Genomic DNA, 11,997 nt, shown 5'->3' on the forward strand with positions numbered 1-11,997 from the left:
GTCGGGCTCCTCAAAGGGTTTCGACATTACCGTCGACGCCGAGCGACTGGCCGGAGATGTTGATCGCCGCATCGGACAACAGGAAAGCGACCATCGCGGCGACGTCATAGGGGCTGGTCATGCGGCGCAGCGAGATGTTGTGGAGATAGCGCTCCGTCATCTCCTCGTTCGACACACCGAGCTGTCTGGCCCGGTCGGCGATAACCTTGTCGATGCGTGGTCCCTCGATGATGCCGGGCAGGATGGCGTTGACCCTTATGCCGTGCGGCCCGAGTTCCTTGGCAAGGCTTTGCGTGAAACCGATGACGCCGAACTTGGCCGCCGAATAGGGGGTGCGGAAAGCGTAGCCATGGCGGCCGGCGGCGGACGACATCGAGACGATCGAGCCGCCGCCCGCCGCCTTGATCAGCGGCACGGCACGCCTGGCGCAGAGGAACTGGCCGGTCAGGCAGATGTCGATGCAGCGCCGCCACTCCGCCGGATCGATTTCGTCGACGCCGCCGGTCGGCCCGGCGATGCCGGCATTGTTGATCAGCGCGTCGAGGCCGCCGAGCTTTTCCTTCACCGTCTCGAACAGCCGGTCGACGTCGTCGTCGCGCGAGACATCGGCCTTGACCGCGGCGACCAGGGCGATCCTGTCCGGAGCGGCGGCCAGCGCCTCGTCGGAGACGTCGCAAACGACGATGCGCGCGCCGAGCCGCGACAGCGTTTCTGCAATGGCCAGGCCGATGCCGCCGACGCCTGCCGTCACCAGCACGCGCTGCCCGTTCAGCCCGGTCAGAAAATCATCCGCCGATGTCGGCGCCCCTTTGCTCATCGTGTATCCCTTCTCATTGCAGCCGCCGTTCGCGCAGCGCCATGACAGCGCCCAGAACGACCAAGCCGTACAATATTGCCCCTGAAATTGTGACGAAAGCACTGCCCTCTGCGAGGGCGACGGACGATTCCGTAATGTGAAATTTCTGCTTCAGCTGTTGCGAAGGGTCTGTTGCGCAATTCGCCAGGCCTGCTCCACATGCCGCCGGGCCGCGGCTTCGGCGGCATCGCCGTTGCGCGACTTGATCGCGTTCGTAATGTCGGTCATTTCGGCAATTGCGGCATCGCGGCGATTCTCCGAAGCGATGGTCATGGAACGCAGCTGGTTGATGCGGACGTTCAGACCCTGGACGATCTCCCAGGCGATGCGCTTGTCGGCGGCATCGAAAAGCACCTCGTAGAATTTTGTGGTCGCCCGCATCACCTCGATCGGATTGGCTGATGCCCACGCCTTGAGCAGCACATCGAACGCGCGCTCAAGCGCGGCGATCTGGCCCTCAGTCGCCGTCAGCGCGCAGGCGCGCGCCGCGATGCCCTCCATCAGAGCGCGCAATTCATAAATCTCGTCGGTGCGGCTGAGATCAGGCCTGGCCACCGCGGGTCCATGGCCTGGTATCATCTGGACCAGGCCCTCGGTCTCCAGCTGCCGCAGAACTTCGCGCACTACCGAGCGGCTGACGCCGAGCTGGTCGCAAAGCGGCCGCTCGACCAACCGTTCGCCAGGCTGGAAATGAAACCCCATGATCGCATCGCGCATGCGCTCCAGCGCCAGCGTTCTCAGCGTCTTGGCGGATCGTTCGATCCTCAGTGTGTCGTCGGCCAATTCATATACTCCCAGCATCCGCAAGAAACAGATTCGACGATCCGTTGACAAGGGATTTGGTCTTCAATAGTATGGTATACCATAAGACAGCTAGGCAAAAGCGGAACTTTTCCGGATGCCTCAGCCGACCGACACCGAGGATTCGATGAAGCCGGCCATTCGAAAGATCGTCACCCATGTCGAGAACACGCTAATCGAAGGCGGCAAGGCGGCCCCCCGGCCGCTGCGCCTGATCGGCGTGGCGGCGGTGCTCGACAACCCTTGGGCCGGGCGCGGTTTCACCGAGGATCTTTCGCCCGAGATCCGCGCCTATGCGCCGGTTCTGGGGGAGATGCTGACCCATGAAATCCTCGCAGTTGCCGGATCCGGCGAAGCGATCGAAGGCTACGGCAAGGCCGCAATCTGCGGCACGTCGGGCGAGATCGAGCATGCCTCGGCGCTCATCCACACGCTGCATTTCGGCAACCACTATCGGCGTGCCGTCGGCGCCAAGACCTATCTTGCCTTCACCAACCTGCGCGGCGGGCCGAACACGCCGATCATGATCCCGCTCATGGACAAGAACGATGAAGGCCGACGTTCGCACTACCTGACGGTGCACTTCCAGATCGGCGACGCGCCGGCGCCGGACGAGTTGGTGGTGGCGCTTGGCGCCTCGATCGGCGGACGACCGCATCATCGCATCGGCGACCGCTACCAGGATCTCAAGGAGGTCGGCGATCTGCATGGCTGAGCTGACGGACCGTGGCTGGCATCGCGGAACGGCGCCTGACGGCACCGGTTTCATCCGTGCCGGATCCGGCGCGCCGGTCCTTGTCATCCACGGTGTCGGCATGAACGCGGCGATCTGGGCACCCCAGATCGAGCTGATGAAAAACAGATGGGATGTGATCGCAATCGACATCCTGGGACACGGCCAGTCGCCGTTGCCGCCCGAGGACGCCAGCCTTGCCGATTATGCCGGACAGGCAATTCGGCTTCTCCATCACCTTGGCCTGGATGCCGTCTCGATCGTTGGCCATTCAATGGGGGCGCTGGTCGGGCAGGAAATCGCTCTCAATGCACCCGAACGGGTTCGTAGCCTCGTCTCGCTCAATGCGGTTTTTCGCCGCCCGGCGGAGCTTGCGCAGGCAGTGCGCGAGCGCGCCGCCGAACTGAATGGCGCCGAAAACCGGTCGGGGACGGACGCAACGATCGCGCGCTGGTTCGGCAACCCGGTCCCCGACAGCCTGGCCGAGGCGGCAAGGATGACGCGCGTGGCACTGCAAAGCGTCAACTCCGAGGGCTATGCGCGCACCTATCGACTTTTCGCCCATGCCGATGCGGCGCATGGCGATCGTCTTTCCGGTCTCGCAATGCCGGCCCTGTTCATGACCGGCTCGCAGGACAGGAATTCCTCGCCTGCGATGTCGGCGGCGATGGCACGCCTCGCGCCGCGCGGTCGCTGCGTCGTTCTGGAGGGCGAACGACATATGATGGCCGTAGCCTCGCCTGACGTGGTCACACGGCGCATTGTCGATTTTCTCGAGAGCAACGACGGCGCAAGCACATCGGCGCGACCGGCAATGGACACAGCTTTCGACGCGGGCGAATTCAGGCGGGCGCTCGGTTCCTTCCTGACCGGCGTTACAATCGTCACCGCGATCGGGCCGGAAGGAGAGCCTCGAGGCTTCACCGCCAATTCGTTTACATCCGTTTCGCTCGATCCGCCGCTTGTGCTGGTCTGCATCGCCAAGAAAGCGCTGGGTCATCCGGTGTTTTCGACCTCGAAATGCTTTGCCGTCAACGTGCTCTCGGAGGAACAGCGAGCCGCATCCGGCGTCTTCGCTTCGAAATCGCACGACAAGTTCTCGGCTGTCGAGTGGCGCTTCGGCCCGACCGGCAGCCCGCTGCTCGCTGGATCGGTGGCGACGTTCGACTGTGACATGGAGCAATTGGTCGACGCCGGCGACCATTCGATCCTCATCGGCCGCGTTCGCGAATTCTCCCACAATTCATCGCAGCCCCTCGGCTATTGCCGTGGCGCCTACGTCTCGCCCGGCCTCAGCCAGGAAGCACTGGCGGCCGCGCCGCCCGACATGGAGGTCGGCGCCATCCTCGAAGATGAAGGCCGCGTGCTGTTCCTCGAAACCGCCGACGGCTTTTTCGAACTGCCGGCGGGCCGAGGGCTCGGGGCACCCGGCGACACGCGAAGCCTTAAGGGACGCCTCGCTGCGAAAGCCATCGAGGCTCATCTCGGATTCCTGTTTGCGGTCTGGGACGACGCCGCAAGCCCATCGCGAACGCACGTCTACTACCGCGGCACGGTAGCCGCGCCCCACTCCAGCGATCGCCAGGTCCGGCTCGTCGACATCGACAGGATTGCCGGACTGAACATCGCCGACGCTGCCGTGCGCTCGATGCTCGCCCGCTATGTTCGCGAATGTCGGGAGGATGCATTTGGAGTCTATGTCGGCAACGAGGTCGAAGGTGAAGTCCGTCCGCTCGCCAAGCCGGTAGCAATCAACACTTCCAGTCCGGGTCAACAGATATGAAGTTCTCGCTCTTCGTCCATATGGAACGCTCGGACCCGGCAAAGCCGCATGCCGACCTCATCGATGAGCTTGAGGAACTGGTCGTGATGGCCGAGGCGGCAGGCTTCGAGACGGCCTGGATCGGCGAACACCACGGCATGGAGTTCACCATCTCGCCAAACCCATTCATCAACATCGCCTATCTCGGCGCCAGGACGAAGCGCATCCGGCTCGGCACAGGAACCGTCATCGCGCCGTTCTGGCATCCGATCAAGCTCGCCGGCGAGGCAGCCATGACCGATGTCGTCACCGGCGGCCGGCTCGACATCGGCATCGCCCGCGGCGCCTACAGCTACGAATACCAACGCCTGTTCCCTGGGCTCGACGCCTGGGGCGCGGGCCAGCGCATGCGCGAGATCATCCCGGCCATCAAGGGCCTCTGGGAAGGCGATTTCGAGATGTCCGGCGAATTCTGGTCGTTTCCCTCGACCACCTCGTCGCCCAAGCCGGTGCAAAAGCCGCACCCGCCGATCTGGGTGGCGGCGCGCGATCCGAACTCGCACGACTTCGCCGTCTCCAACGGCTGCAACGTCCAGGTGACGCCGCTCGCCTCCGGCCAAGACGAAGTAACCAGCCTGATGGAGCGCTTCAACGCGGCGTGCGCGGCGCATCCCGACATGGCCCGCCCCGAGATCATGCTGCTGATGCACACATTCGTTGCCGAAGACGCCGCCGATGCGGAGCAACTGACGAGGGACCTGTCGCTGTTCTACTGCCAGTTCGGCGCGTGGTTCCAGAACAAGAAGCCGGTTCGCCAAGGCATATTGGAAGCGCTCTCCGACGACGAGATCGCAGCCATGCCGCAATATGCGCCGGACAAAATCCGACAGAACCTGGTCATCGGCGAAGCCGAAGAGGTGATCACCCGGCTTAAGGCATATGAGGCGCTCGGCTATGACCAGTACTCGATCTGGATCGACAGCGGTCTGCCGCACGAGCGCAAGAAGAAGTCGCTGCAGCTGTTCGTCGACAAGGTGATGCCGGCCTTCGGGCATGGGAGGCCGCAATGACCCTTGTGGCCTTCAGCAACTTCATAGATGGGGCGTTCGATACGCCGACAGCCACCTTCGAAAGCATCGATCCATCAACCGGAGCGCCCTGGGCGACGATGCCCGCCGCAACCGAGGCTGATGTCGACCGCGCCGTCGAGGCGGCGCACCGGACGCTGCACTCGGCCGCGTGGGCCTCGCTGACGGCGACGGCGCGCGGCAAGCTGCTGGTGCGCCTCGGCGACCTGGTCGTCGCCAATGCCGGCCGCCTGGCCGAACTGGAAACGCGCGACACCGGCAAGATCATCCGCGAGACCCGCGCCCAGATCGCCTATGTCGGCGACTATTGTCGCTACTATGGCGGGCTTGCCGACAAGCATGAAGGCTCGCATGTGCCGATCGACAAGGCCGATATGGACGTCACCATCCGACGCGAGCCGATCGGCGTCGTCGCTGCCGTCGTGCCGTGGAATTCGCAGCTCTTCCTTTCGGCCGTCAAGCTCGGCCCGGCGCTGGCCGCCGGCTGCACGGTCGTCCTGAAAGCCTCGGAGGATGGTCCAGCGCCGCTGCTGGCCTTCGCCGAACTCGTTCATGAGGCCGGATTTCCCGCCGGAAGCGTCAACATACTGACCGGGTTCGGACACGATTGCGGCCGGTGCCTGACAAGTCATCCGCTGGTTTCACGCGTCGCCTTCACCGGCGGGCCTTCGACCGCTCGCGCTATCGTCCGCAACACGGCGGAAAATCTCGCCTATACGACGCTGGAGCTGGGCGGGAAAAGTCCGGTTGTCGTTTTCGCCGACGCCGACCTGGACAGCGCGGCCAACGCGGTGGTGGCCGGGATTTTCGCAGCGTCTGGACAAAGCTGCGTCGCCGGCTCCCGGCTGCTTGTCGAGCGTTCGATAAAGGCCGAGTTCCTGGACAGGCTGAAGCACAAGGCCGAGGCCATCAAAATTGGTGATCCGCAGGATCCAGCCACCGAAATGGGACCGCTGGCAACGCCACGTCAGCGGGAATGGATCGAGACGATCGTTGCCGAGAGCCTCGCCAATGGCGGGACGTTGGTCACCGGCGGAAAAAGGCCCGACAATCATCCGCACGGCTTCTACTACGCACCGACCATCATCGATGCCGAGGATTCAGCGCTGCCCTGCGTGCGCGAGGAATTGTTCGGTCCGGTGCTCAGCGTTCTCACCTTCGACACGGAAGCCGAAGCCCTGGCGCTTGCCAACGATACGCCGTTCGGCCTCGCTTCGGGCGTGTTCACCACCAATCTCGCCAAGGCGCACCGCATGGCGCGCGACATCCATGCCGGCATCGTCTGGGTCAACACATACCGCGCCGTTTCGCCGCTCGTGCCGTTCGGCGGCTATGGTCAGTCGGGGTTCGGCCGCGAGGGCGGGCTCGACGCCATCCGCGACTACACGCGCTCGAAGTCCGTGTGGATACGCGTATCCGACGAGCCGATCCCGGATCCGTTCGTCATGCGATGAGGGCAGCGCCAATCGCGCAATTTCACAAAAACAAGAAAGCAACCAACAGAGGAGAATGAGATGAAACTGATTTTGACCGGCATTTTGGCCGCACTCCTGGCAGCCACTGCCGCACACGCCGATGAAATGGTGTTCACCAGCTGGGGCGGAACCACCCAGGAGGCGCAGACCAAATCCTGGGCTGCTCCGTTCGAAGCGGGTTCCGGCATCAAGGTCCTGCAGGACGGCCCGACCGACTACGGCAAGCTGAAGGCCATGGTGGAAGGTGGCAGCGTCGCCTGGGACGTCGTCGATGTCGAAATGGATTTCGCCATCAAGGCGGCCAAGGACGGCCTGCTCGAGCCGATCGATTTCAAGGTCGTGGCGAAGGCCGATCTCGATCCTCGCTTCACCACCGAGCATGCTGTCGGCAGCTTCTACTACTCCTTCGTTCTGGCCTGGAACAAAGGCGCGGTGCCGGGCGAACCGGCGGGCTGGGCCGACATGTTCGACCTGACGAAATTTCCCGGCAAGCGCACTTTTTACAAATGGTCGGCGCCGGGCGTCATCGAAATCGCGCTGCTGGCCGACGGCGTGCCGGCGGACAAGCTCTATCCGCTCGACCTCGACCGGGCCTTCAAGAAACTCGACACGATCAAATCGGAAATCGTCTGGTGGGACAGCGGCGCCCAGTCGCAACAGCTGATCGCTTCCGGTGAAGCAGCGTTCGGGCAGCTCTGGAACGGGCGTGTCTTCGCCCTCGAGCAGGACGGCGCCGACGTCGGCGTATCCTGGAACCAGAACATGACCGCCGCCGACGTGCTCGTCATCCCCAAGGGGTCGAAGAACAAGGCGAGCGCGATGAAATTCCTGGCCGCTGCGACAAGCCCGAAAAGCCAGGCGATGTTTGCTGAAGCAAGCGGCTACGCCCCCATCAACACGGCAGCCAAGGCCGAAATGCCGGCCGATGTCGTCAAGTCGCTGCCGGACGCCTATGTCGACGGGCAGATCAACCTCGACATGAACTACTGGGCTGAAAACCGCGACAAGGTCGCCGAGCGCTGGTACGCCTGGCAGGCCAAATAGCCGCCGACCTCACCCATGAACCGGCGGGGCGTCGCTAGGCGTCCCGCCTGAGCTGCCGGGATCATCGCCATGTCGGGCAATTTGCTTCATCGACAGCCAATCCTCCGAAGGCCCGACGGTATCGGCGGCGCCTTGCCGGCGCTGACCCTCATCACCCTGTTCTTCGTGGTGCCGGTTGTTGCGCTGCTGTTGCGCAGCGTGACCGAACCCGTGCCGGGCCTGCAGAACTACGCAATCCTGTTTGGCGACGGCACCTATGCGCGGGTCTTCTTCAACACCTTTCTGGTCGCCACCGTCGTCACCGCCGTCACCGCGATCGTGGCGTTTCCGGTCGCCTGGATGCTGGCGATCATGCCGCCTGCCCTCGGCTCGATCGTCTTCGGCATCATCATCCTGTCGATGTGGACCAATCTGCTCACCCGCACCTATGCCTGGATGGTGCTGCTTCAACGCACCGGCGTCATCAATCGGACGCTGATGGATATCGGCCTGATCAGCGAGCCGCTGCCGCTGATCAACAACCTGACCGGCGTCACCATCGGCATGGTCTACATCATGCTGCCCTTCATGATACTGCCATTGGTCGGAACGCTGCGCGCCATCGATCCGATGACGCTGCGCGCCGCCGCTCTGTGCGGTGCGAGCCCCTTCGACGCCTTCCGCCGCATTCTGCTGCCCTTGTCGCTTCCCGGAATCGCTGCAGGCGGCCTGATGGTTTTCGTCATGTCGCTCGGCTATTTCGTGACGCCGACGCTGCTCGGCGGCACCTCCAACATGATGCTCGCCGCAATGATCGCCCAGATGATCCAGTCCTTGCTCAACTGGGGGCTCGGAAGTGCTGCGGCTTTCATCCTGCTTTTGGTCACCATGGCGCTCTACGCGCTGCAACTGCGTCTCGTCGGCGCCAAGCGCATGACAGGAGGCATCTGAGATGCTGCTCGACTACGACCGGCTCGGCTGGCTGCGTGCAGCACTTCTGGGTTTCACCGGCCTGGTCGCGGCGTTTCTACTGCTGCCGGTTGTTTTCATCGTGCTTTTGTCGTTCGGGTCGTCGCGGTGGCTGGCTTTTCCGCCACCAAGCTGGACGCTGAAATGGTATGAGGAGCTCTTCGCCGATCCGGCCTGGCTCGAAGCGGCGCTGACCAGCGCGCGCATTGCCACCATGGCCGCGATTCTTGCCGTCGTCATCGGGCTGCTGGCTTCTTTCGCGCTGGTCAGGGGACAGTTTCGCGGGCGCAATACCCTTCGCGGCCTGCTGCTGACGCCAATGGTGCTGCCGGTTGTCGTCTTCGCCATCGCCATCTATGCATTCTTCCTGCGGATCGGGCTCGGCGGCACCACGGTAGGCTTCGTCATCGCCCATACGGTCCTGGCACTGCCCTTCGCCATCATTCCGATCACTGCGGCACTCGAAGGTTTCGACAAATCCATCGAGGATGCGGCGATCGTCTGCGGCGCGAGCCCCTTCGAGGCAAAACTCCGGGTCACCTTGCCGGCGATCAAGATCGGGATTTTTTCGGCGGCGATCTTTGCCTTCCTCGCCTCATGGGACGAGGTGGTGGTCGCGATCTTCATGGCAAGCCCCACCTTGCAGACCTTGCCGGTCAAGATCTGGGGCAGCCTGCGCCAGGATCTCAGCCCGGTCATCGCTGCGGCCTCCAGCCTTCTCGTTCTTCTGACGCTGAGCCTGATGATCGTAACCGCACTCATTCGGCGGAGATTGTCGAAATGACCGAACCGTTCCTCTCCATTCGCGACCTGCGCAAGGCGTTCGGCAGCTTCGTCGCCGTACACGATGTCACCATCGACATACCCAAGGGCGAGTTCCTGACCTTTCTCGGCCCTTCCGGTTCTGGCAAATCGACGACGCTTTATGCGATCGCCGGCTTTCAGCACCCGACATCCGGCGACGTTCTTCTCGAAGGCAGGTCGCTGCTGTCGGTGCCGTCGCACAAGCGCAATATCGGCATGGTGTTCCAGCGCTACACGCTGTTCCAGCATCTCACCGTCGCCGAGAACGTTGCCTTTCCGTTGCGCGTGCGCCGCCGTCCGGACGCAGAGGTGAACCGAAAAGTCGCCGAGATGCTGTCGCTGGTACGGCTCGAGAGTTTCGGCGGCCGATATCCTGGCGCGCTTTCCGGCGGACAGCAGCAGCGCGTGGCGCTTGCCAGGGCGCTGGCCTACGATCCGCCGATCCTCCTGATGGACGAGCCGCTTTCGGCGCTCGACAAGAAGCTGCGCGAGGAGATCCAGGCCGAGATACGGCGCATCCATCGCGAAACCGGCGTAACGATCCTTTACGTCACCCACGATCAGGACGAGGCCCTGCATCTTTCCGATCGCATCGCCCTGTTTCGGGACGGGCGCATCGAGCAGATCGGCACCGGTGAGGACCTCTATCTGAGACCTGCGAGCGAATTTGTCGCCAGTTTTATCGGAAATTCCAATTTCCTGCCGGCCGAGCATCTTGAAACCGTCGACGGCGCCGCCACGATCCGCCTCGCCGATGGCTCGGTCGTCTCCGGCGTGAGGATCGATCAGGAGTTCAGCCAAGGCCAGAAAACCCGGCTGATGGTGCGGCCGGAAGCTTTTCGGCTGAGACCCGGCCCGGCCACTGCCGGGCTTGCGGTCGAATTCATCGACACCGCCTTCTTCGGCGAGCGGCGGCGCGTCATCGCACGCACGGCCGCCGGCCAGGAGATCGACGTCAGGCCGACATCCGACATGGCGCAACCAAAGGAAGGCATCGCCTCGAGCAGACAGATTTTTTTCGATCCCGCCGCCGCATTTCTGTTTCCCGCCTGACAGTCGACCGTTTGACCTCAGCGCGGCGGATCAGCCGGCGCCTCGATGGTGACGCCGTATTTGGCGGCGATGGCCACGACCTTTGCCATCTCCGGCGTGCCGGCGGCGGTCGCGGCGTCCATTTCCGCGAACATCTGATCAAGGCCGCAACTCGGCGCGCAGAAGACGAGCACGCGAGCTGGCTTGTCGGCGTCATTGCGGATGGCGTGGCGCCGGCCGCGTGCGCCGAAGAAGAAACCGCCGGGCGCAACGCGACGGGGCGCGGATTGGCCCTCGAATTCGATGACGAGTTCGCCGCTCAGCACATAGAAGCCTTCATCCTCTCGGGCATGGATGTGCGGTGGCGTTGCCGCGCCCGGCGGAACCATGGACTCCCAGAGCGAGAACGACCCGGCGGTCTCGGCACCGGTGGCTTTGTAGATATGGGTGATACCCAAAACGTTGAGCGTCGAGCCGGCCGCCGGCTCGCGCACGAACGCTTCGGCCGCTGCAGCTTTTGCATTCATCGTCGATCTCCTTCGTGGTTCGGTCGCTCACCAGAAGATAGGCCTTGCCGGCAAAATCGGCGAGGTACGAGTGGCCGTGGGCAGCAATTTTCGCAGCAGCAATGCGGAGATGCTGCGGTTGCCGCGCCCGACGGCATCGGCTGGGCGGCGGCTTGAAATTTCCTCGGTCTCGCCCACGTACTGAAGCTACGCTGGCGTTACGCCGGCTTTCACCCGCGATAGCTGGAGCACCTGATGCCGACCCGCCCCTATGCCATCCTTGAAGCGCCGTCCTCGCTGGGTCTGGCGACCGACGGCGTTGAAGCCTTGCCCGGTCGGCTGCTGGAACACGGCCTCGCCGAACGCATCCATGCGCGCCGCGCCGGGCGGCTGGCCGTCCCGCCGAAAGACCCGAAGCCCGACCCTGCCACCCTGACGCTGAATGCCAAGGCGATCGCGGCGTGGTCACCCAAGCTCGCCGACGCCGTGGAGGAGGTGCTGCACGCCCGCGAATTCCCGGTGGTGCTGGGCGGCGACTGTACGATCCTGCTGGGTCCGATGCTCGCGCTGCGCCGGCGCGGCCGCTACGGCCTGTTCTTCATCGACGGCCACGCCGATTTCTTCCAGCCGGAAGCGGAGCCCAACAGCGAAGGCGCGTCGATGGAGCTGGCCTTCGTCACCGGCTACGGGCCGGCGCTGCTGACCGACCTGGAGGGCCGCCGCCCGTTGGTTCGTTCCGAGGACACTGTCGTCTTCGCGTATCGCGACCACGAGGACCAGGCCGAATACGGCAGCCAGCCTTTGCCAGCAGAGCTCATGGCTTACGATCTGCACGCCATCCGCCCCCCGGGGGGGGGGGCGCCCCCCCCCCCCGCGCCATCGCGCACCATCCGCTCGTCTTCCGACAGCTGGTCCTCGATCAGGAAAGGATCATCCCAGACGAATGCG

The 11,997-nt window shown here is 63.9% G+C and carries 12 protein-coding genes; 9 read left to right on the forward strand and 3 right to left on the reverse strand.

The genetic code is table 11. From position 1 onward, the window contains the following. Window positions 1-10 precede the first annotated feature (10 nt). Window positions 11-817, reverse strand: coding sequence for an SDR family oxidoreductase (locus AC0L17_RS21730; protein ID WP_473517333.1), 807 nt, complete (start codon window positions 815-817; stop codon window positions 11-13). Window positions 818-967: 150 nt separating this feature from the next. Then, window positions 968-1,639 (reverse strand): GntR family transcriptional regulator, encoded by a 672-nt coding sequence (locus AC0L17_RS21735; protein ID WP_473517334.1) that lies wholly within the window; start codon window positions 1,637-1,639, stop codon window positions 968-970. A 145-nt stretch (window positions 1,640-1,784) separates the two neighbouring features. Between AC0L17_RS21735 and AC0L17_RS21740 the strand changes: the two genes are divergently transcribed. The 8 genes from AC0L17_RS21740 (at window position 1,785) to AC0L17_RS21775 (ending at window position 10,564) form a co-directional block, all read left to right on the forward strand. After that, entirely contained in the window at window positions 1,785-2,372 is a 588-nt protein-coding gene (locus tag AC0L17_RS21740; RefSeq protein ID WP_023800447.1) for an amino acid synthesis family protein, read from the forward strand. Further along, on the forward strand, window positions 2,365-4,173 hold the full coding sequence (locus AC0L17_RS21745) for an alpha/beta fold hydrolase (protein ID WP_473517335.1): 1,809 nt from the start codon (window positions 2,365-2,367) through the stop codon (window positions 4,171-4,173). Before AC0L17_RS21740 ends, AC0L17_RS21745 begins: the two co-directional genes overlap by 8 nt. Continuing rightward, the gene (locus AC0L17_RS21750; protein ID WP_473517336.1) at window positions 4,170-5,222 is read left to right on the forward strand and encodes an LLM class flavin-dependent oxidoreductase; all 1,053 of its coding nucleotides are present in this window, start codon (window positions 4,170-4,172) and stop codon (window positions 5,220-5,222) included. The genes AC0L17_RS21745 and AC0L17_RS21750 overlap by 4 nt, the downstream gene beginning before the upstream one ends. After that, window positions 5,219-6,694 carry an aldehyde dehydrogenase gene (locus AC0L17_RS21755; RefSeq protein ID WP_473517337.1) on the forward strand — a complete coding sequence of 492 codons (1,476 nt, stop codon included), beginning with the start codon at window positions 5,219-5,221 and terminating at the stop codon, window positions 6,692-6,694. The genes AC0L17_RS21750 and AC0L17_RS21755 overlap by 4 nt, the downstream gene beginning before the upstream one ends. Before the next feature lie 60 nt (window positions 6,695-6,754). Further along, the gene (locus AC0L17_RS21760) at window positions 6,755-7,759 is read left to right on the forward strand and encodes an ABC transporter substrate-binding protein (protein ID WP_473517338.1); all 1,005 of its coding nucleotides are present in this window, start codon (window positions 6,755-6,757) and stop codon (window positions 7,757-7,759) included. A 69-nt stretch (window positions 7,760-7,828) separates the two neighbouring features. Next, a complete protein-coding gene (locus AC0L17_RS21765) occupies window positions 7,829-8,689 on the forward strand; it encodes an ABC transporter permease (protein ID WP_473517339.1) in 861 nt (286 codons plus the stop codon). Between the two features lies 1 nt (window position 8,690). Further along, window positions 8,691-9,491, forward strand: coding sequence for an ABC transporter permease (locus tag AC0L17_RS21770; protein WP_473517340.1), 801 nt, complete (start codon window positions 8,691-8,693; stop codon window positions 9,489-9,491). Further along, window positions 9,488-10,564, forward strand: a complete 1,077-nt coding sequence (locus tag AC0L17_RS21775; protein WP_473517341.1) for an ABC transporter ATP-binding protein — start codon at window positions 9,488-9,490, stop codon at window positions 10,562-10,564. The genes AC0L17_RS21770 and AC0L17_RS21775 overlap by 4 nt, the downstream gene beginning before the upstream one ends. A 17-nt stretch (window positions 10,565-10,581) precedes the next feature. On the opposite strand, the gene AC0L17_RS21780 is transcribed toward AC0L17_RS21775, so the two are convergent. After that, entirely contained in the window at window positions 10,582-11,070 is a 489-nt protein-coding gene (locus AC0L17_RS21780) for a cupin domain-containing protein (protein WP_473517342.1), read from the reverse strand. Between the two features lie 234 nt (window positions 11,071-11,304). Between AC0L17_RS21780 and AC0L17_RS21785 the strand changes: the two genes are divergently transcribed. Continuing rightward, window positions 11,305-11,997, forward strand: a 693-nt coding sequence (locus AC0L17_RS21785; protein ID WP_473517343.1) for an arginase family protein, incomplete at its 3' end; no start/stop codon positions are given.

It is taken from the genome of Mesorhizobium sp. WSM4829 (genome assembly GCF_055811475.1).